The organism is Acidobacteriota bacterium (assembly GCA_028874215.1).
Taxonomy (GTDB): domain Bacteria; phylum Acidobacteriota; class UBA6911; order RPQK01; family JAJDTT01; genus JAJDTT01.
The window spans coordinates 16,870-37,110 of the sequence record JAPPLF010000093.1 but is presented as its reverse complement, the minus strand read 5'-3'; the positions used below and the strand labels follow the sequence as shown (position 1 = coordinate 37,110).

At 61.9% G+C, this 20,241-nt stretch carries 14 protein-coding genes, 1 tRNA gene and 1 pseudogene; 8 read left to right on the top strand and 8 right to left on the bottom strand.

All coding sequences use genetic code 11. The features are described 5' to 3' along the window. Positions 1-8 precede the first annotated feature (8 nt). Together OXT71_18305 and OXT71_18300 are read left to right on the top strand one after the other, a co-directional pair. Complete coding sequence (locus tag OXT71_18305) at positions 9-3,176, top strand: HEAT repeat domain-containing protein (protein MDE2928344.1); 3,168 nt, start codon at positions 9-11, stop codon at positions 3,174-3,176. 360 nt (positions 3,177-3,536) lie between these two features. After that, positions 3,537-3,611, top strand: a tRNA-Gln gene (locus OXT71_18300). A gap of 1,303 nt (positions 3,612-4,914) precedes the next feature. Here the strand turns inward: OXT71_18300 and OXT71_18295 are convergent. Together OXT71_18295 and OXT71_18290 are read right to left on the bottom strand one after the other, a co-directional pair. Beyond that, entirely contained in the window at positions 4,915-6,585 is a 1,671-nt protein-coding gene (locus tag OXT71_18295) for a DUF262 domain-containing protein (GenBank protein MDE2928343.1), read from the bottom strand. Positions 6,586-6,976: 391 nt separating this feature from the next. Continuing rightward, complete coding sequence (locus OXT71_18290; protein MDE2928342.1) at positions 6,977-8,206, bottom strand: Gfo/Idh/MocA family oxidoreductase; 1,230 nt, start codon at positions 8,204-8,206, stop codon at positions 6,977-6,979. A gap of 176 nt (positions 8,207-8,382) precedes the next feature. Here OXT71_18290 and OXT71_18285 point away from each other — a divergent pair. The 3 genes and pseudogenes from OXT71_18285 to OXT71_18275 all read left to right on the top strand — a co-directional run bounded on the left by OXT71_18285 (position 8,383) and on the right by OXT71_18275 (position 9,726). Then, a pseudogene (locus tag OXT71_18285) lies at positions 8,383-8,754 on the top strand (DUF6516 family protein). Then, positions 8,751-9,119: a helix-turn-helix domain-containing protein gene (locus tag OXT71_18280; GenBank protein MDE2928341.1), complete on the top strand. Its 369-nt coding sequence runs from the start codon at positions 8,751-8,753 to the stop codon at positions 9,117-9,119. The pseudogene OXT71_18285 and the gene OXT71_18280 overlap by 4 nt, the downstream one beginning before the upstream one ends. A gap of 214 nt (positions 9,120-9,333) precedes the next feature. Continuing rightward, positions 9,334-9,726, top strand: coding sequence for a hypothetical protein (locus tag OXT71_18275; GenBank protein MDE2928340.1), 393 nt, complete (start codon positions 9,334-9,336; stop codon positions 9,724-9,726). On the opposite strand, the gene OXT71_18270 is transcribed toward OXT71_18275, so the two are convergent. Together OXT71_18270 and OXT71_18265 are read right to left on the bottom strand one after the other, a co-directional pair. Further along, on the bottom strand, positions 9,706-10,890 hold the full coding sequence (locus OXT71_18270; protein MDE2928339.1) for an alpha/beta fold hydrolase: 1,185 nt from the start codon (positions 10,888-10,890) through the stop codon (positions 9,706-9,708). The genes OXT71_18275 and OXT71_18270 overlap by 21 nt on opposite strands. 53 nt (positions 10,891-10,943) lie before the next feature. Continuing rightward, positions 10,944-11,396 carry a cytochrome c-type biogenesis protein CcmH gene (locus OXT71_18265; protein MDE2928338.1) on the bottom strand — a complete coding sequence of 151 codons (453 nt, stop codon included), beginning with the start codon at positions 11,394-11,396 and terminating at the stop codon, positions 10,944-10,946. Positions 11,397-11,504: 108 nt separating this feature from the next. On the opposite strand from OXT71_18265, the gene OXT71_18260 reads away from it, so the two are divergent. Next, positions 11,505-12,458, top strand: coding sequence for an N-carbamoyl-D-amino-acid hydrolase (locus OXT71_18260; protein ID MDE2928337.1), 954 nt, complete (start codon positions 11,505-11,507; stop codon positions 12,456-12,458). A gap of 37 nt (positions 12,459-12,495) precedes the next feature. Further along, entirely contained in the window at positions 12,496-13,599 is a 1,104-nt protein-coding gene (locus OXT71_18255; GenBank protein ID MDE2928336.1) for an alpha/beta hydrolase, read from the top strand. Positions 13,600-13,680: 81 nt separating this feature from the next. Here OXT71_18255 and OXT71_18250 read toward each other — a convergent pair whose 3' ends face one another. From OXT71_18250 to OXT71_18235, 4 genes are read right to left on the bottom strand one after another with little or no spacing between them, the layout of a single operon-like run. Continuing rightward, positions 13,681-16,452 (bottom strand): FG-GAP-like repeat-containing protein, encoded by a 2,772-nt coding sequence (locus OXT71_18250; protein MDE2928335.1) that lies wholly within the window; start codon positions 16,450-16,452, stop codon positions 13,681-13,683. Positions 16,453-16,510: 58 nt separating this feature from the next. Continuing rightward, complete coding sequence (locus tag OXT71_18245; protein MDE2928334.1) at positions 16,511-17,518, bottom strand: SDR family oxidoreductase; 1,008 nt, start codon at positions 17,516-17,518, stop codon at positions 16,511-16,513. Between the two features lie 14 nt (positions 17,519-17,532). Beyond that, positions 17,533-17,829: a MoaD/ThiS family protein gene (locus OXT71_18240; protein MDE2928333.1), complete on the bottom strand. Its 297-nt coding sequence runs from the start codon at positions 17,827-17,829 to the stop codon at positions 17,533-17,535. 3 nt (positions 17,830-17,832) lie between these two features. Then, positions 17,833-18,951 (bottom strand): exo-alpha-sialidase, encoded by a 1,119-nt coding sequence (locus OXT71_18235; protein MDE2928332.1) that lies wholly within the window; start codon positions 18,949-18,951, stop codon positions 17,833-17,835. Between the two features lie 444 nt (positions 18,952-19,395). Here OXT71_18235 and OXT71_18230 point away from each other — a divergent pair, with 444 nt between their 5' ends. Further along, positions 19,396-20,196: a glucose 1-dehydrogenase gene (locus OXT71_18230; GenBank protein ID MDE2928331.1), complete on the top strand. Its 801-nt coding sequence runs from the start codon at positions 19,396-19,398 to the stop codon at positions 20,194-20,196. Positions 20,197-20,241: the final 45 nt, after the last annotated feature.

Below are 20,241 nucleotides of genomic sequence, written 5' to 3'. Positions count from 1 at the left end.
AAATGACGATGGAGTTGAATCTGTGTCTCCGAACGGCTGGACGTTTCGTGGCGGGAGCAATCCTCATCCCGCTCCTGGGATGCGGGGGTGAAGAGGATACGCGGGATCCGCTCCGGAAGATCCTGGACATCTCCCGTGACGAAGCGGCCCTGGCCGAGTATCTCCAGCCGATCCCGCCTAAGGAGCCGCAGGAAGCCCTGGAATCGTTCGAGGCCGTCGATGGATTCCGCATGGAGATGGTGGCCCATGAGCCTCTCGTGAACGACCCGGTGGCGGCCGCATTCGACGAGAACGGCCGCCTCTACGTGGCCGAGATGCGGGACTACCCGTACCAGCCGGGACCGGGCGAGAAGCCCATCGGAGTGGTCCGCCTGCTGGAGGACACCGACGGCGACGGCACGCTGGACCGGAGCCACATCTTTGCCGACGAGTTGTTGTGGCCCACCGGAGTGACGGTCTGGAACGGAGGGGTCTACGTCACCGCTCCTCCCGACATCTGGTACCTCAAGGACACCGACGGCGACAACAAGGCCGACATCCGGAAGAAGGTCTACTCGGGCTTCGGACACCAGAACGAGCAGCAGATGATGAACAACATCATCATGGGAGTGGACCATTGGATCTATGGGATCGCCTCCGGAAACGCCGGCGAGATCCGGTCTCTGGAGAATCCGGACGCTCCTCCGGTCTCCCTGGGCGCCCGGGATTACCGTTTCGATCCCGTGAGCGGCCGGTTCGAGACCACCACCCAGACCTTCCAGTTCGGGCACGCCTTCGACGAATGGTTCAACCGCTTCGTCTGCAACCAGGGGATGCCGGGACGCCACGTGGTGTTGCCGGCCCGCTACCTGGAACGGAACCCCCACCTTTTCTACGATTTGCACCGGTGGCTGGGACCGGGCGCCAACCAGGTGAAGCCCCTGGTCCAGGGGCAGACCCGCCTCTACAAGATCAGCCCCGTGGAGCGCTGGCGCACCATTCGGCAGGCTCGGCGCATCTTCGCCGGGTCGTACTCCCGAAGCGCCGGCGTCGGCCACGACTACCTGACGGCCGGCTCGGGGGTGACCATGTACACGGGCCACGCCTACCCGGAGAAGTATCGCGGCAGCTACTTCATGGGCGCCAACACGGGCAACCTGATCCACCGCCGGGTTCTCATCGACGACGGAGTCAGCTTCCGCTCCGAGCGGGGGGAGGGGGAGAACTCGGAGTTCGTCCGTTCCACCGACACCTGGTTCCGGCCGGTCAATGCGGTCAACGCGCCGGACGGAACCGTCTACTTTCTGGACATGTCCCGGGAGCTCATCGAGGCGACCCATGTCCCCGAACGCGTGATGAAGCACCTGGATTTCACCAGCGGAAGAGACCGGGGACGCATCTATCGCCTGGCGCCCCCGGGCTTCGTGTCGCCGCCTCCGCCCCGGTTGGGCGAGGCGACGATCCAGGAGTTGGTCTCCCATCTCGAGCACGACGGGGGCTGGTGGCGGGCGACGGCCCACCGGTTGATCCGCGAGCGGGAGGACCGGTCGGCGGCGCCCCTCCTGCGGCGGCTTCTCAGAGAAAGTTCTCGTCCCCTGGCCCGGATGCATGCTCTCTGGTCCTTGCAGGGGCTCGGCTCACTCCGGGACCGGGATCTGCTGCGGGGTCTCGGGGATGCCGAAGCCGGGGTCCGGGTCCATGCCGTCCGACTGGCCGAATCCCGTTTGAATCGTTCCCGCGCCCTGTTCCGGAAGGTGTCGGATCTGGCCCAGGACCCAGAAATCCGGGTCCGGTTCCAGGTTGCCCTGAGTCTGGGCGAGGTGAGGGGGCAGCGGTCCCTTCCCGCACTGGTCCGGATCTCGCGGATGGATACCGGCGACTTCTGGGTCCGGAATGCCGTCCTGAGTTCCTGTGCCGATTTTCCCCACCAACTGTTCGCCCGGTTGGCGAACGAGGAAACGTTTCTCGCCCAACCCGAATCGGTCCAGTGGTTGTCCCGGCTCGCGCGGGCCGTGGGTGCCCGGAACCGCGCACGGGAGTTGAGGAGGGTCCTGGGCGCCTTGGCCGCCAATCCGGTGCTGGCCGCCAGACCGTCCGCACGGCAGGAGATCATCATCGGCATGGCCGAGGGACTGGCCCATTCAGGCGGCTCGCTTTTGGGTCTGCGAAGACTCCCCGCCTCTGCCCTTTCCATGATCACGGCCCACATGGAGCGCGCGGGCAAGATCGCCGCTGACGAGGCCGCTTCTTTGGAGGACCGGCTCCAATCCATCCGGCTGCTTCGCCATGATCGGCTGAATCGGGTGAAGCCCGCACTGGCCTCCCTGGTGGATCCCCTACAGCCCCAGGATCTCCAAATCGCGGCCATCGACGCCTTGGCGGGCTTCGACAGCCCGGAAATACCCGGCATCCTCCTCAAGGACTGGATGACGCATTCTCCCCGAACCCGGAGCAAGATCCTGGAGACCCTCTTCGCTCGACAGGAATGGACCGAGGGCCTGCTTCAGGCCGTCTCGGAGGAGTCGGTGGCAGCCAACCAGATCGACGCCAAGCGCCGGGAGCTCCTCCTGAACCATGACGACGAGTCCATCCGGGAGCAGGCGGTCCGGCTCCTGGGGTCCGAGCAACTGGAGTCTCGTCAGGAAGCGCTTGCCGATTTTCAGGCCAGCTTGTCCCTGACCGGCGACCACAAACGGGGCGAGGCCGTCTACCGCCGGGAATGCATCAAGTGCCACCGGCTCTCATCCCGCGAACATCCCATCGGACCGAACCTGATCCGCGGCACGGAGAAGGACCCCGAGTCGCTCCTGGTGAACATCCTGGATCCCAACCGTTTCGTGGAACCCCAATACCTGCAGTACGTTGCGACGGACCTGAAAGGCGGGCTCTACACCGGCCTGCTCCGGGATGAGACGGCGACGAGCGTGACGCTGGTGGAGGGGGACGACCTGAGCAACACCCTGTTGCGGAAGAACATCAAGGAGATCCGGGCCACGACCAACTCCCTTATGCCCGAGGGTCTGGAAGAGAACGTCAACCACCAGGAGATGGCCGACCTGATCACCTTCATCCTCAAGTATCAGTACGAGGTCGGCACGGAGAGCGCCGGCATCGGTTACGGGGAGGAGGTCTACGAGGAGATGATGCTCCACCCGTCACTGAGGCCGAGGGTCGACAAACTTAGTTCTGACGAATGACCGAGGGCTTTGATTTGGGGATTATACAGTTGACTAGGCACTCCTAAACCGTGACCCTCACGGTCCAGTGGGCTTGCCTTTCCTCCGTTGCTCCTCTTCCCAGTTCAAAGCAGACTCTCGCGTCACCTTTGGCCCAACCGGTCTTAGGTTGGCATTTTCTCCAAACTCCCTACGGTGTTCCTGTTGCCTTCGTTCGGGGTCATCCGTGATGCCCGTGTGAACAATATTTCTGTTCCGCCAGACATTGTAACGAGTAGTGTTGCGTGGCTTTCTGGGCATTTCGTCCCTCCTCTCCATTGGGAAAAAAACAAGAGTGCCAGCGACCCCTGACAAGGTGTTAGAGTGACGGCGGAAGACCGAGGGGCCTTGGTTTTAGTCCGGCGAAGACTCCCGACCCTGGATCGGGAAACGTGGGCTCGAGACCCACAGGCTCTAACAACCCTCCGCCATCACGGTGTAGGATGGAGGGGGTGGGGAAAGGTTCGCTCACTGAGAGCCAGCGACGAGTCCTCCGCTACCAAGCTCAAGCGGTCGTTATCGAGCGTTGCTCGGTCCTCGACGAACAGTACATGTCCCCTCCATCACACACATTTTATTTCAGGTCCATCGCAGTATTTTCAGGAATTTGAGGAATTTGGTGTATGACAGTATCTTACTTGCTTGAAGGGGGAGTGCCATGAGTCTACACAGTCCGATCAAAGTCGATCCAGGTGCAGGTCAGCCCGAAGAAAAGCATCGAGTATTCTGGATCAATCCGCCAAACGAGAACGGGAAATGCGTCCTCTCAATCGGAGAACCAGCACGAGAAGGAAGTGCCTCCTACGGTTGGGCTTACCTGGACGCGAGAACAGCTGAAGAGCTTGGACGGGCCCTGCTCTACCTGTCCGCTACTCTCAAGAGAGACGAGTGAACGGCAGAGCCCCTTAACACTCCAATATCAAATGCCTGATCGATGACGGGGCCACCCCCGGCAGGACTTGAAGCTGCAAACTTCCCGTTCGACCCGGCTGCCCTGTCCACGGGGACCTCGGGGACTGTTCTTCACCTGTTTATCGGCGCAGTCTTGGTCGTCTCGAATGTGGGCAGGTACGGGTTCGATTCGCTCGCTTCCGGAGATTGCTTCCAGTTACTACTCGCTATCAATTCTGTAAGATGTTTGGGCTGGAACGGTTTTCGACTCGGGCCCGGCAACCCATTCGACTTGATTGGGTGGAAAACGGGGAAAAAGGGGAGGTTTGCCTAGTCAACTGTACAATCCCCTTTGATTTCTTCAGTATTCGGTGATATGATGAATTTTATCCGATCAAGGGATTAACATCTCGGTCGTCTGCCAGCGGGCGGGTTGGCTCGTATCCTACGGAATCGGAGAGTAGTTAGTATCTCAATACTCCGATCAACAATCCGAAGCCCACGGCCTCTATCTCACACCGTTCCACGTCGCCGATTCCATGGTAGCGAGGATCTTCGAGCGTCATTGCAATGCCGAGGATTCAACAAGCGGGCCGAAGCAACGGGTCGGCGATACCTACTGAAGTCCCAATCCGAATTTCTGCCCCAAATAGGCGAACGAAATATATACTGACCCTGTGACCAGCAAGAGGGTGGCGCACTGCAATGGGGGCCATCCTCGTTCCTCGCTGCGTGGGCGGGGCGTAAAGTTGGATCGCTAGGGAGGAGAGTAACACGGTGATCTGGCTCCCAAACGGCCCACAACCACAAATAACTGACCCACAAAGGCTTATCGTGGCCATATTATCACTGCCATCTCAGAAAACACCCGACCTCTTTCTTCGATCATTTCTTCATCCCACTTGCGCAATGATATCAGAGACGAGTTTAACGAAAAATTAGAAGCAATAAGAATTTCCCTTTTTTCAGCGAACATCATGTTGCTTAATTCAGCATTATACGCCGACAAAGTCAAATTACCGATTGTGTGAAGCCATCGGTCATGTATGTCGATAAATTTCGGCCCAAGTGCTTCTATCCACTCTGCAGTAAGAGTTTGCGGCATGATATGTTCTATTTCGATTTTATCTGTACGCGCCGGGGTTTCTTTGTGCTCGAATGCTCGTTCCAATGACCAAAGAATCAAATTGGCGCGTGACAATCTAGTTCTGTTGTAAACTTGGAACTGCAAGAATCCTTCACGGAATCTGTCGTCCGATGGCCATATCCAACCTTTTTTGGAAAGATATTCTTTCGAAGATGCAATAAAGTTCTTAAAGTCCACGCCTGCTGCCATCTGAGAAAAGTACCGTCGCAAACTGTTTGTCGGAATACTACATGCCGCGCGACGGACTACGAACGACTCAATCATTCGCATAACTTCAAGAACATCATGTTCCTTGATAGATGAACCAATGTGGTCTAGTGACTTCATGAGAAACGGATATGCTACGTCAACTTGCCACTGATTCAGTCGGTGTATCCGTTCTACCGTCGCAGTCGTTAAGCCCGACGTATCCACTTCGGCAAGTTGAGCGTAGTAGCGCGAGAATACGTTGAATTGTCGTAACGCATTTACGGTTTGATCCTCTGTGGGTTGTTGTCCTATTAAGTCACGAACGCCGTCGAAAATATCCTTGCTATTATTGCGAGGTAGGCTGCCATCCATCATCAAATACCGCCAGAAAAAATCATCCAGATACCGGCCAAGCCTTTCCTGCATCGGATACCAATACTTGTCGTAGGCGCTATCCTGTCTATTCACATCTCGAATATTCATGAACAAGTAGTTGCGGATAAGGTCAGATGCCGTCAGTGGCATACCTGTATAATTTAGGCTTTCAAAGATTCTGTTTGGATTATCGCTTGAGTCAAGTGCAATGCTGACTATATCGAGGCGATCAGTAACGCAAATCTTCAATTTCTTCAGATCAATTGAATTCCCATTGTTGTCACCACGGCGCAACTTTCGATCGAAGTATTGCCAAGCCTTCGCAACCTGTTTTGTGCCATCGAGGATGCGACTGTTACTTATAAGATCATCAAACGGTTCTCGATCTCTCCGACTGGGCATTAGCTTGATCCGCTCCTCTGGATCTTCAGCAAACTCGTTTATCAGGCACGTGCTCCGAATCTCATCCGGTAATCCAGGCCATTTTTCAGGCGCTTGGTGTGCATGGTCACGAATGACGCCAAGAAGTATCAAAAGAGTTGTAATTCTCTGCTGGCCATCTATCATTACGTGTTGATTTACATCTCCAGGCAATCCATGGATTGGATAGGTTACTATGGAGCCCACGAAGTGCTTTCGACGTGTATCCATTGAGTATATTCTCATTAGATCCTGCCAGAGTTGTTTCCACTGCTCCTCACGCCAATTGTATGTGCGCTGAAACAATGGGATCCGATACTGGATCTTCCCATCTAACAACTTCTGGAATATGACTTCACCGGCGTTCATTTCTACCTCCAATCCCGAAACTTGTAATGCAGGTACCAACAGGAGTGTGCTCTTTTTTAAAAATGCGATCCATGCCGCTGCTCAGATCTTTTCACTGACCTGTTAACAATGCGGTGGAGGATGCTCCCTCTGTTATTGGGTAACTCATGAAGTTTATTATGATCAAGAGTGCCTATCGTGTCGAGTCGGATCGTCGGCCAGAAACGTTTCCAAAAACCGATCCCATCCGAACCAGTGCGAAATAAATCCAAAGGCGAAAGTGACAGTAACTTCCTCTCGACAAGATCGGCACAGAGAGCGTAGGAATAGACTAGGGGAGGGAGATGGATAAGGGTTCATCACTTAGTCTCGCCGCGCGAGTCCAGAAAGCCACCGCGTCCACCGGGAACGGCTAACTGACGGGTCCGAAATCGGGAATCTTCAACCAGTCTCCACCCTTCAGTGCCGAGTGGAATCCTACGATTCCGGGCGCAGTGTAGGACAGGGCCTGGTGGACATCGACCACTGGAGGCCGCTGCTCCAGGCAGGCCGAGACGAACTCATGAATGATGAAGGGATGGGAGCCTCCATGCCCCTCAACGTTCCGCAGTGACGGCGGCAGCTCTGCGGAGTGGTCCGCCCGCAACAGTTCGGGTTCCGAATCAGGACGGGTCACGTAAGCGGAAGGGCGCAGCCCTTTCCACCTCTCGAACAACGACATCTCGGTCCCAAAGAAATCCGCTCCTTCCCGGCCGGGAGCGGAAGTCCACCAGTGGATGTTGATTCGCGAGGAGTTTCCACCCGAGGTTTTGAAGAAGAAGGTGGTGTTCAAGAACGGGTTGCCGTACCGGTTCTCCTTGTAGAACGGATGGTCCAATGGCGTTCCGACCGCCGCGACCTCGACCAGGCTCTCGCCGGTCACATAAATGACCGGACCGCTGGCATGGGTGATATAGAGGCCTTGAGCATTGCCATAGCGCCAAGTCCGCCGACCTTCGTGAAAGAACATTCGCTCCAGATACTCCGGCATCTCCCCCTTCGCCAGGTAGGTGCCGTGGTTATGGATGTAGTCTCCCTGGGTGTAATAGATCCTCCCGAACCTGCCTTCCTTTCTCAGTCTGCGGGCCGTCATGGTGGCTGGGTGAAAGCAGCTGGTTTCAGCCATCATGTAGATCTGACCGGTTTTTTTGACGGCCTCCAGAAGCTCCTGGCACTGTTTCAAGCTGATGGCGGCCGGAACCGCGCTGATGACATGGCGGCCGGACTCCATGACCTCCACGCAGTGGGGAACGTGACGGGGCGCTCCGGTGAAGATGGCGACGGCATCCACTGCGGGGTCCTTGAGCATGGCGCGGAAATCGGCATGGGCATTGGAGCACTCGAAACGCTCTTCCAGCCTTTTTCGGCGGTCCTCCCTGAGATCGGCGACCGCGGTCACCTTGCAGTTGGGATGCCGATGCCAGGGAAACGCGGCGCCGAATCCGCCGCCCACCACACCGATCCGCAACTGCTTGCCGGCATCGATCGGCCTGTATCGTTGTCCGAATAGCGAAGCCGTCAATGCAGTCGTACCGGCTGCCTTCGCACTTTGGAAAAACATTCGGCGGTTGATGGATGGGGATCGCGCTATTGGTTTCACCATGATGGCCGTCCTTCCTGGGGTCGGGATTGTGGTAAATCCTAGAAAACACCGAATCGGGCGGTCAAGGCAGGGTAGTGTCTGCCAGGTTATGGAAACGACACCCAGCAGGGCGAGAGAAGGGGGCAGTCACCTCCTCTCCCGTGCCTCTTGTTATCTTAATCTGATAACATTACTTGATGACGACGCCGGACCGAGACCCCGGACTGGATACCCTTCTCGACCTTCACGGCGAGACACTGTTTGTGGACGACACGGGGCATTGGGTGAAGTTCGTTGTCATGCGGACCGAGGTGACGCCCGAACGACCGCACGGCCTCCGATACTCTTAGACACTGCACGCGCCGGATGGCGCCAGATTGGTTGGATTCGATAATGCGCACCCGGTTAGGGATCGGCCTGGCCCGGGCGGGCGTCGACGGGCAGAGCGTGACCATCGGCATCGGCTGCGCAAGATCCGGCCTTATGAGTTCAAGGACGCAGCGACGCTCCTCGAGGATTTTTGGAAAGAAGTGGACCAGGTTCTTGGAGAAGGAGGCTCAATTCCATGAAGACACTAGAGATCGGGATTGCCGGTTACGACCAGATGAAGGCGCGCACCCTGGCCATTGCCCGTGGTGAGTACACGCCCGCGAAGGATGAGCCGAAGGTGTGGTTCACCTCGATCGAGAGCTTTGCGAAATTGCTCTCCGAGCACAACAGGCATCTTCTGGAACTGATTGCCCGAGAGCAACCTCGTTCGCTCACGGAGCTCGCGGAGATGTCTGGACGAAGCAAGTCGAACCTTTCGCGAACCATGAAGACGATGTCTCGATACGGGCTCGTAGAATTGCGACACGGAGAGCGTGGGAGGCTGGTACCCCGGGTGCCTTACGATCACGTGAGGCTCGATGTTTCGTTGACTTCAACGCGGTGAAGTACCCCTCGCAGCCGGGGAAAGAGCAAGTTGAATTGGCGTATGCAGTTCGACTTTCTACACCATCTGCGCCGGCTGTACGTCTACCGCGTCGGGAAAACAGTGCGGAGACCGCACCTGGACAACAGGTCCGGCGCGACCTCGTGAACCCTGCTGAGACAACGCCCGGACGTCACCGACTGTCCAGATTCGGCCATCGCCCCCTAAGCGCTACATGTCTGAGAAGAGGCGATTCGCACCCCGTGCCGAAGATAGACGCCCCGGCCGTTGGTTGAGCCGCCGGGCTCTGGCGTTCGGCCTCCTCGTCATCGCCAGTTACCTGCCGGTGCTTGATGCGGGATTCGTCTGGGACGACGTGATCTTCGTAGAAGAACCGGTGGTGCACAATAGGTCCGGGCTCTGGAACATCTGGTTCTCCCCGTCCGACATCAAGAAAGAAGGGCACGATTGGCCCGTCGTCTGTGCGAGTTTCTGGTTGGACCACAAGCTTTGGGAGCTGAATCCACTGGGTTATCACGTCGTCAACCTGCTGTTGCATCTGGTCAACGTCCTGTTGATATGGCGCATCCTCGGGAGAAGGGGACTGTCACCTCCTCACAGTCCTTGACAGGAGTTGGCCGCTCGCTACGGACTCCAGGAACTCCCGGGTGATTTCCTCGTAACGGTGCGGGTCCAAGTTCCATGCCCTCCCGTGGGTGGCGCCGGGGACCTCCACGCACCGGACCAGATCCGGGCGGGACCGGGTGAGCTGTCGGCTGGTTCGGAGTGGAACGAGGGTGTCCGCGTCTCCATGGAAAACCAACGTGGGAGCATGCAAATATCCCGTGTCGCGGAGGTAGTTCAACTTCCTCCAAGGAATCCCGAAACGCGCTCGAGCCAGGGTCTTCGCCGCGTGGTAGAAGATTCCGGGATACCCTTGGTTGCGGGCGGCGAATTTCAATGTGGCTTCCAGGTCCAGGACCGGCGAGTCCAGAATGACTCCACGGACGGATGGAGCCAAATCAGATTGCCGCAGGAAGCTCATGACGACGCACCCGCCCATGCTGTAACCGACCAGGATTAGCTTTTCGGCCCCGGACTCCAAGGCATGGCGGGCGGCTCCTTCCAGATCCTCCCACTCCGTGAGTCCGTACCAGTGGAGACCGTCCGGGGCGGGCTCGGCCTCCGGATCGTTTCGATACGAGATGACCAGGCCGGGAAATCCCAGGTCCGCCACCACCTTCAGCAGGGGGTAGGAACGGAGAGCGCCGCTGGGCGGTGCGGCCCGCTTTCCGTGGACGAAGATGACCCAGGTGGAGCGGGAACCGGGGACCAACCAGGCGGGGAATCGGCCCAGTGGAGAGTGGAATCGGAGCGGTCGGACCGGCAGCCCGAATCCATCGCCCGGGTCGTCGGGAAAGGCGAAGCTGGTGAGCCTCACGCGGGTGCCGGGCGCCAGGTCACCATGCAGAAGACGGAGGCATCGAGTGACCTGCCGACTCCTCAGATTCAGGATCCTTCCGGCCTGGGCGTAACCCTCCGGCCAACGCAGACCCCAGAGGCCCTCCTGACGCCAGCGGCGGCTCCGGCCTGTCTCCGGGAGGACTCCCAAAGTCACGCGATCCGACTCGACCTCCAACACCTCGAGGGGCCGCGTGTCTCCCCGGGCCGCCGGCTCCAGGACCCGGCGGCGGATCCGGTTGGAAAGGTGCCATGCTCCGGCCAGCCAGACCGCGGCCAGGATGGCTCCAATGACGGCCGGCCACGCCGCGTCGGTCAGTGGGGTGTCCATCCGTTTCGATGGGTCGGAAGGGGGCCGGGAACGGCGTCCCGCGTCACCGGGCGTTACTCCGCCAATTCCCGGTTCAGCATCTTGCGGTGTTTGGCGGACAGGGTTCGGCGCCGGCGGCGGTACTTCGGCCCCGGATCGGGCTCTTTCCGGCTTTTGAGGAAGACGGCGACCAACACGCCTCCGCCGGTCAGGACGACGAAGGGGAGAACCCAGGCCACAAGGTTGAATCCTTCGGGCTTGGGAGCGCCGTAGATTCTGGGACCGTACTCTTCTTCGTATTTCGCGAAGACCTGCTCCTCCGTCATCCCGCTGGCCAGCAATTGCTGGATGTTGGCTCTGATTTGGGGAGCAGGGCCGCACTCTTCTCCGCAGTCCGACACCAGGTGCGGGCAGTCGCAGAGGCATTTCATGTTCGACTCGATCCGCTTCAGGGCTTCCTTGTCGGAACCCAGCGCACCTGAGACGGCAAGGGCAAGTACGGCGGGAAAAAGGAACACGGCGAGCATCGAAACCATTGTATACCACGGGTTCGCGAACTGCTCCCCAACCGGTACACTACACCGGTACCGACTTGCGCCCGCCGGCCAGTTGCGCCATCTTGGCGGCTGACGACCATGCCGCGAACTCTGACCGTTGCCGCCGCCCAGTCCGGACCCGTCTCCCGCTCCGAGACCCGGGGAGACGTGGTCGAACGGCTGCTCTCCCAGATGCGGGAGGCGAGCCGCCTCGGTTGCGACTTGGCGGTCTTCACCGAGGTGGCCCTGACGGCATTCTTCCCCCACTGGTACATGGAAGACCAGGACGAAATCGACGCCTGGTTCGAGCGGGAAATGCCGGGGCCGGAGACGCAAAAGCTGTTCGACGAGGCGGTCCGGCTCGGAATCGGGTTCCACCTGGGCTACGCCGAGTTGGCCCGGGAGGATGGTCGGACGGGCCGCTACAACACCTCGATCCTGGTGGGCAAGGACGGCCGGATCATCGGCAAGTACCGGAAGATCCACCTGCCCGGAAACGCCGAATTCCAACCCGGGGACCGGTACCAGAACCTGGAGAAATACTACTTCGATCGGGGCAACCTGGGGTTTCGGACCTGGCGGGCCTTCGGCGGGGTGGTGGGCCTGTGCACCTGCTACGATCGCCGCTGGCCCGAAACCTACCGGGTGCTGGCGCTGCGCGGCGCCGAGCTGATTCTGTTGGGATACAACACCCCGGACTCCTGGCCCGACCGTCCCGGCAAGGCGCCGCTGGCCCGGTTCCACAACCTGCTCTGCATGCAGGCGGGCGCCTACCAGAACGGGGCCTGGGTGGTGGGAGTCGCCAAGGCCGGCGTCGAAGCGGGGGTGAGCCAGATCGGCCAGAGCTGCATCATCTCGCCTGAGGGGGAGATCGTGGCCATGGCCACCACCCAGAAGGACGAACTGGTGGTGGCCGAATGCGATCTGGACCAGACCGTGAGGTACCGAAAACACGCTCTCAACTTCGAGCAGAACCGGAGCATCCGGGACTATCGCCCCATCACCGAGAGAGCGGGAGCCGTATCTCCGGGTGAATCCCCCGACGCGCCCTGATGCCGGACCTGCCCTTCCGCACTGCGGAGACGACGCCATGAGACCATTCCTGTTCCTGGTATGGGGACTCTTCCCGGTCCTGGCCGAACCCGCCGCCGCGGCAAGTTCCGAGCAGGTCCGCTTGGACCGCAACGATCTCCTTCAATATCGGGATTCCCAGGGACAAATTCGGCCGGTCAAGAAAGCGGCGGACTGGGAACTGCGGCGGGCCGAGATCGTGCGGGGGATGCAGGAGGTGATGGGTGAGATGCCCGGCGACGATCGGCGTGTCCCCCTGGAACCCCGGGTCGAGGAGGAGGTGGATGGCGGGACCTACGTCCGGCGGCTCATCACCTACCGGTCCGAACCGGGGTCGCGCACTCCGGCCTACCTCTGCATTCCCAAGGACGCGCTGGCGGGAAAGCGGCGGGCTCCGGCGGTGCTCTGTCTGCACGGGACCAACATGGAAGTGGGACACAAGGTGGTCGTCGAACCGGGGTCCCGGCGGGGACGCGCGTACGCCAAGGAACTGGCCGAGCGGGGCTACGTCACCCTTTCGCCCGCCTATCCTCACATGTCCAACTACTGGCCGAATCTGGGAGGTCTCGGTTACGTGAGCGGCACCATGAAGGCGATCTGGGACAATTCCCGCGGCCTGGACCTGCTGGCCTCCTTGCCCTACGTGGACGACTCCCGGGGGTTCGCCGCCATCGGACAGTCGTTGGGAGGGCACAACGCCATCTATACGGCGGTGTTCGACAAGCGCATCCGGGCCGTGGTCAGCAGTTGCGGGTTCGATTCCTATCTGGACTACTACGGGGGGGATCTGAACCGGTGGTACTTCGGGAAGGGATGGTGCCAGATCCGGTACATGCCCCGTCTGTCCAACTACCGGGGACGCCTGGAGGAGATCCCCTTCGACTTCCACGAGTTGCTGGGCGCCCTGGCTCCCCGTCCCATCTTCGTCAATGCCCCGCTTGAAGACGGCAATTTCCAATGGCGAAGCGTCGACCGTTGCGTCGCCGCGGCGAAGCCGGTCTACCGCCTCTTGGGCGATGAGAAGAACCTCATCGTGCGTCATCCCGACACCGGACACGAATTCCCGGACGTGGTCCGGCACGAAGCCTTCCGGTTCATCGATTCGGTGTTGAAGGGCAAATAGACGAAGTCATGGCCACCGCCGGGCGGCGGCCTCCGCATCGTTCGGCGTCCACGAGGAATGTGGGCAGGGACCGGCCCACCCTCAATCCAGCGAGATCGCGACCCGCTTGAGGACCGGGTAACGGTCTCCGTTGTCGGAACGAAGGGTCACCCGATACTGGAGACGGCGATCGTTTTCCGCTACTGACACCGTCCCCCCGAAGGGTCTCCAGGCGCTCCCCTGCAATGCTTCCAGTGTGGCCGCGCTCCGCACCTCAAAGTTCAGACTGGTCCCTTCCGGGGAATCGGCCTGGTACTCGAGAGTCGCATCGCCGGCGGTTCCGTTCCAAATGAACACAGACGACTCGTACGTCTGCTCCCAGCGGCGATGGGCGATGTGGCCCATGTCCTGGTCGCTCATCCAGTGGGGGCCAATGGTGGGCAGGAGCTGGACCCGGGGATCGGCGAAGCGGTTGCCGTCGTTGTAATAGACCCGGGAATGGGCGTGGTGGTTGCCGTCCTTGGTATGGCACGACACAGCCACGTCCAGGCGTCCGTCCCGGTCGAAATCACCCGCCAGGGCGTCGTGTGCCGAATCACAGATGAGGATGGTCCGGTTCCGGGTTTCCAGACCATCGGGTCCTCCCCAGTAGAGGTAACAGGGAAGGGACTCGCGGGTGAGCTCGGCGTGGTAGTGGGGAGAGAAGACGTCCAGGTACCCGTCGCCGTCCCAGTCGGCAACGGCCAGGCCGATGGGGGTGAAGCCGGGAAGCCACTGGCTGTTCCAGAATCGGAAGCCCGCTTGCGAGCCCCAGAAGATGAGGCTCCCCGTGTCGTGGTGCCCGGCCGGCTTGTCGTAGTAGCTTCCCACCAGCAGGTCCAGGAAGCCGTCCTGGTTGAGGTCCGCCGTTTCCAGGCTGATGGGCATGGGGGAATCCAGGCCTCCCTGCCGTTTCACGTCGAACCCTCCGGGACCGCCCCAGAAGACCCTGACCCGGTCCGCGAGACTGGAGTGGACGGTGACGTCGAGCCACCCGTCCCGGTTGAAATCGGCCACCAGGCATCCGGTGGACCGTCCCGGCGAGGGGATGGCGGTTCTGCGGCTGCCGTCGAACCCCCGTTTTGTCCCGTAGTGGATGACCAGTTCTTCGGAGGTCTCCGGGTCCCGGTCCTCGAATGCGCCCAGCACCAGGTCGAGGTAGCCGTCCCGGTCCAGATCGGCGACGTTGCTGGACCCAAGGTCAATTTCCCGCAGCGTCGTCCGGCGTTCCAAGTCGAAGCCCTCGGCGCTTCCCCACAGAATGTTGGCTCCCAGAATGGGTGAGGCCAGCGCCGCCGCGCCGCCATGGCCCGAGTTCAGGACCACCAGGTCGGCGTAACCGTCGGCATTCAGGTCGGCGCCGCTGGACTCGTATCCGCTCTGAAACGGGATTTCCCAGACCGACTCGGCGTCGAAGCCCTTGGGACCGCCCCAATAGACCTGAAGCGGCACCATCTCGTCCACCGTCCCCATGCGGCTGTTGGCGAAAGCGGCATGGGCCGGGACCAAATCGCGGGCGGGGATGACGACAACGTCAGTCGCCCCCACCGTCTCGGCGCCCTGGCCGGATTTCTCCAGGGTTCGCCCTCCGTTTCCCCAATAGATCCAGGAATCGGTGGTGAAGCTCTCGTCGCCCTGGTAGCGCGCCAGCGCCAGGTCGGCGTGGCCGTCGGCGTTCAAGTCGCCGATGGCGGAAGCCGACGCGAACGGAGCCTGCAAATCGAGGCGCTCCTCCCTGGAGAAGCCGGACGGCCCGCCCCACAGCACCCGGACCAGGTTCATGTCGCGGCCGGCGCCGGCGATTTCACCACCGCCGGCCCGGGAGAGGGCCAGGTCCACCAGCACCAGGTCGGGCCATTCGTCACCGTCCAGCCGTCCCGAGGCCACGTGCGTCGCGGGAAACGCCGGGATGGAGACGGCCGTCTGAAACCGGCGGCCCTGATCCGCTACCGCCAGGTAGATCTCGTCTCTGCCCGTGCCCACCAGGAGGTCGGCGAGCGTGTCCCCGTTCACGTCGTCCGCCGCCAGGGAGATTCCTGCGGTTCCCGGAAGGACAATCCGCGTCGAATCGGGAGCCTCCGACTTTCCGCCGGCCGCCGACCAGAACAGTTGGACGCTTCCCTTGGCCAGGACCGCCACGTCCCGGCCTCCGTCCCCGTCCAGATCCGCTGCGACCAGGTCGATGCCGCCGGGGACCCCCAGGTCCAGCCGCCGCGCCAGCAGATAGCCCCGTTCGCTGCCCCAGAAGATGCGGACGATGTTGCCCTCCGGTTGTCCCGGCAGCCACGCCTCCCGGTTCAGGGTCACGATCTCGGGCCAGTCGTCCCGGTTCAGGTCGGCGACGGCCACGGCCTGCGCCCCGTAAACCGGAAGGACGCCGTTGCTCCTGGAGGCCGGCCAGCCGTCTTCGCCTCCCCAGATGATGGTCAGCAGCCTCCGCGGATTCTGAATTCCGCCGTGGTTGGGACAGAAGACCAAGTCGGTGTGGCCGTCCCGGTTCAGGTCGGCCGCGGCGATTCCCGTGCTCCCCTCCACCGCCAGCGGGGACTCGCGGAGGCTCCCGTCCGAATTCACCGAGACCAGGGTTCCCGGCAGGAATCCGGCGGTGTCGTGGGTGCTGTTGAAGACCAGGTCCAGGAACCCGTCCTGGTTCAGGTCGAAGCGGTGGATGGTGCGGATGGAGCCGTCCCGGCTCACGTAAAGGTTCTGTCCGGAAGCGTCGAGCCGTCCGTCGGCGAAGTCCTCGAACGAGTCTTCGACCCAGACGGTCTTGGTCTCCGCATGCAACGGGGAAAGTGCAAGAACCAGGGGGAGGAGGAATCGGAGTGATCTCATCGCGCGAGTATAGCAACTGCGGCGGCGATCGCAGATTCGGACGCTTGGTTGATTCGCGTCACTTCCGTCGGTCCAGCCAAGCGCGCAGGCACGCGGCTTCTTCGATCGCGGACGGGTCGAGTTGGGCTTGGTAGAGCCGGGAGCGAACGACGAAACGGTCCATGCCGTCCGGCGGCGTGTCCCGTTCAATGATCTCCTCCACCTTGCGCGCGAAGAAACGGCTCCAGTCGGGCCTCCGCCCGTCAAGGTCGGTGAAGCCATACTCCCTTGCCAGTCCCCAGCTAGAGAAGAGCCCGCCGCTCTTCCGCCCGACATGGGGGTCGGCGGCCAGAGCCGCCACCGCCCGGCCGACGAAGCACGGCGTCTCGGACTCGGCGAAATAGGGATCTTCCTCGATTCCGTCCCGCCAGTTCGCCTCGGTGACGCCCAAGGCCTCCAGCACCGCCTCGGAACGGAGAAAGCCCGGCGTGATTGCCAGAGCAGTCACGCCATGGGCGTGCAGGTCGGCGGCCATGGCGTAGGCGAGCCGGATCACGGCGTTCTTGGCCAGGTCGTAGAAGAGGTTTCCCCGGTAGCCATGCGTATCGCCGTCGGTCACCTCGACGATGAGCCCGGCATTGCGCTCGACCATCAGCGGCGCACCGTGACGGCTCGTGATGATGTGACTGAGGACGGCGCGCTCGAGCAACTCCACGCCCCGGGCCGTGGAGAGGGTCCAGAACGGCGATCCCCACTCCGTCAGCGCATCGCCGCCCCAGATGTCGTTGACCAGGACGTCGAGCCGGTCCTGTTCGTCGCGGATCCGGGCGAAGAGTCGCTGGACCTCCGACTCAACGGTGTGGTCGGTGCGGACGGCGATGCCCCGGCCACCCTCCGCGGTGACCATCTCCGCCGTCTCCTCGATGGTCTCGGGCCGCCCCGGGGTGGCGGGCCGGCCCCGAACGCTGCGGCCGGTGCAGTACACGGTGGCCCCCGCCGCCCCCAGCATGCGGGCGATGCCCCGGCCGGCGCCGCGCGTCGCGCCGGCGACGACTGCCACCCGGTCGAGCAGCGGCTGGTTCGGCATGGTCAAAATCTTGGTCAACCCCCGGCCATGGCGCCGACGACCATAAACGCCTCACGGCCCGTCGCCACTTCTTCCGGCAACAGTGCGTCCGGCGGCTCGTGCGACAGATCCTGTCCGCAGGCAAAGAACCGGAGATAGGCCCGGCGGCGTCGCGTCGCGTGGTCCCGGATCGTGCCGCGCAGGACGGGGTAGTCTGCCTCCAGCGCGTCGAGCACGGCGCGTTGGGTCGCAGGCACCTCGAGATCGACCGTCACCTCTCGGCCGGTGCGGGCCAGCACCCTCAATGTCTCGGGCAAGACGACGCGGATCATGGTTCAGGGGAGCGTCTGGACCTCGACGGAGAAAACCGCCGGGAGGTCGCGCACGATGGGCATCCAGCGATCCCCGGCGTCGGCGGAGACGTAGACCTGACCGCCGGTGGTGCCGAAATAGACGCCGCACGGGTCGAGCCTGTCGACGGTCATGGCGTCGCGCAGGATGTTGACGTAGCAGTCGCGCTGGGGCAGCCCGTCGGTCAGCGCCTCCCAGTCGTCTCCGCCGGTCCGGCTGCGGTAGACGCGCAGGCGTCCGTCCGGCGGATAGTGCTGGGAGTCGCTCTTGATGGGAACCACGTAGACCGTGTCCGGCTCGTGGGCATGCACCTCGATTGGGAAGCCGAAGTCGGACGGCAGGTTTCCGCTGATCTCGCGCCACGACTCGCCCGCGTCGTCGCTTCTCATGACGTCCCAGTGCTTCTGCATGAACAAGACCTCGGGCCGCGCCGGGTGCATCGCAATGCGGTGGACGCAGTGGCCGACCTCGGCTTCGGGGTCGGGAAGAATTCCCTCGGAATTCAGCCCGCGGTTCACCGGCTTCCACGTCGCGCCGGAGTCGTCGCTCCGGAACGCCCCGGCGGCGGAGATGGCGGTGTAGATCCGCGCCGGGTCGCGCGGGTCCAGGAGGATGGTGTGGAGGCAGAGCCCGCCCGCGCCCGGCTGCCACGCCGGTCCGGTCGGATGACGGCGCAGTCCCGACAACTCCCGCCACGACCGTCCGCCGTCGGTCGAGCGGAACAGCGCGGCGTCCTCGACGCCGGCAAACAATGTGCCGGGATCCGACGGCGACGGCTCCAAGTGCCAGACGCGCTTGAACTCCCAAGGATGCGGCGTGCCGTCGTACCAGAGATGCGTGCCCGGATCCCCCTCGTACGCGAACTCGTTCCCGGCCGGGTTCCACGACCGTCCGCCGTCGTCGGAACGCTGGATGACCTGACCGAACCAGTCGGTGTGCTGGGCTGCATAAATACGGTTGGGATCGGCCGGCGATCCCTTGACATGGAAGACCTCCCAGCCGCCGAAGTGCGGACCGGCGACCTCCCATTGCTTCCGTGCCGCGTCCGCCGTCAGAACGAACGCCCCCTTGCGCGTGCCGACCAGCACCCTGACACTGCTCATCGATGACTCTGTCTTTCCGGTGACGCGTACTCCATGCAGTCCGCCGGTCAGTCTACGATACTGCCGAAAAGGCGGGCAAACATGGTGTGAGGCCCGCACGAGAGGAGGGGACTGTCCCCTCTTCCAGAGGAGGGGGCTGTCCCCTTTTCCCGTCCCCTTTTCCCAATCGGTCCCCTACAATGAAAGGCAAGTGGAGAGGCACGATGAGTTGTCTTCACTTCATTGAATCGGTTGATCGGGTAAGTGGTTCCAGGAGGAAGAATTATGGGCGTACTTTCAGTGGTCGGAATCGCAGTGGCGTGTTTCCTGCTTTACAAGATCAAGGAAAGTCTGGAGAGGCTGGACGGGCGGGTGTCGAGAATTGAGGAACACCTTGTTGACTAGGAAGGCCGAGCTGCGAACGTCCGATCGCCAATGTGCACAATGGGTGGCCTGGAGGGACGCATGAGACTCAAGGACAAGGTGGCGCTGGTGACGGGGTCTTCCGGGGGACTGGGCACGGGCATCTGCCGGGCCTTCGCCGCGGAGGGCGCCGACTGCGTCGTGAACTATCACAGCGACCGGGCGGGGGGGCAGGAGACGGCCGAACTGGTGGAGAGCCTCGGCAGGAATAGCCTGCTGGTCCAGGCCGACATCTCCCGGGAGGACCAGGTGCAGGACATGGTGGACGCGGCGCTGGAGCGCTTCGGACGCCTGGACATCGTGGTAGCCAATGCCGGTTATGGCATGGCCAAGCCGCTGCTGGAAACCCGGGTGGAGGAGTTCGAGAAGCTGGTGCGGACCAACCTCATCGGGACCTACCTGACCGTCCGCATCGGCGCGCAGGCCATGAAGCCGCAAGGGGGCGGCAAGATCATCACCATGTCGTCCATCCACGGACTGGGCGGGACCCACTACTGTTCCCTTTACGAAGCCACCAAGGCGGGCATCCTCAACTTCACGCGCGGCGCCGCCTTCGATCTGGGTGACTTCGGCATCCAGATCAATTGCATCGCCCCGGGGGCCGTTCCCGTGCCCAAAGACCCGCCTCCGGACAAGGACGGTCCGCTGTATGCCGCCTGGATGCAGTACACGCCCCTCTCCCGTTTCGGAACGCCGGCGGACGTTGCGGCCGCGGCGGTCTTTCTGGCCTCGAGTGACAGCGACTGGATCACAGGGCAGGTGATCCAGGTGGACGGCGGCATTTCAGCCGGACACCTCATCCCCTCCTTCAAGTATTACGGCGCCAAGCCTCGCATGGACTGACCCGTTACGACTGGCGGCGCACCGTGATGTTTCGGACCGCGGTCG

Bases quoted from the DNA above. Each gene is read 5' to 3' on its own strand.
- OXT71_18255 (MDE2928336.1), top strand. From the start codon at position 12,496: ATGAGACCATTCCTGTTCCTGGTATGGGGACTCTTCCCGGTCCTGGCC.
- OXT71_18245 (MDE2928334.1), bottom strand. From the start codon at position 17,518: ATGCCGAACCAGCCGCTGCTCGACCGGGTGGCAGTCGTCGCCGGCGCG.
- OXT71_18265 (MDE2928338.1), bottom strand. From the start codon at position 11,396: ATGCTCGCCGTGTTCCTTTTTCCCGCCGTACTTGCCCTTGCCGTCTCA.
- OXT71_18290 (MDE2928342.1), bottom strand. From the start codon at position 8,206: ATGGTGAAACCAATAGCGCGATCCCCATCCATCAACCGCCGAATGTTT.
- OXT71_18280 (MDE2928341.1), top strand. From the start codon at position 8,751: ATGAAGACACTAGAGATCGGGATTGCCGGTTACGACCAGATGAAGGCG.
- OXT71_18250 (MDE2928335.1), bottom strand. From the start codon at position 16,452: ATGAGATCACTCCGATTCCTCCTCCCCCTGGTTCTTGCACTTTCCCCG.
- OXT71_18295 (MDE2928343.1), bottom strand. From the start codon at position 6,585: ATGAACGCCGGTGAAGTCATATTCCAGAAGTTGTTAGATGGGAAGATC.
- OXT71_18275 (MDE2928340.1), top strand. From the start codon at position 9,334: ATGTCTGAGAAGAGGCGATTCGCACCCCGTGCCGAAGATAGACGCCCC.
- OXT71_18235 (MDE2928332.1), bottom strand. From the start codon at position 18,951: ATGAGCAGTGTCAGGGTGCTGGTCGGCACGCGCAAGGGGGCGTTCGTT.
- OXT71_18270 (MDE2928339.1), bottom strand. From the start codon at position 10,890: ATGGACACCCCACTGACCGACGCGGCGTGGCCGGCCGTCATTGGAGCC.
- OXT71_18230 (MDE2928331.1), top strand. From the start codon at position 19,396: ATGAGACTCAAGGACAAGGTGGCGCTGGTGACGGGGTCTTCCGGGGGA.
- OXT71_18305 (MDE2928344.1), top strand. From the start codon at position 9: ATGGAGTTGAATCTGTGTCTCCGAACGGCTGGACGTTTCGTGGCGGGA.
- OXT71_18260 (MDE2928337.1), top strand. From the start codon at position 11,505: ATGCCGCGAACTCTGACCGTTGCCGCCGCCCAGTCCGGACCCGTCTCC.
- OXT71_18240 (MDE2928333.1), bottom strand. From the start codon at position 17,829: ATGATCCGCGTCGTCTTGCCCGAGACATTGAGGGTGCTGGCCCGCACC.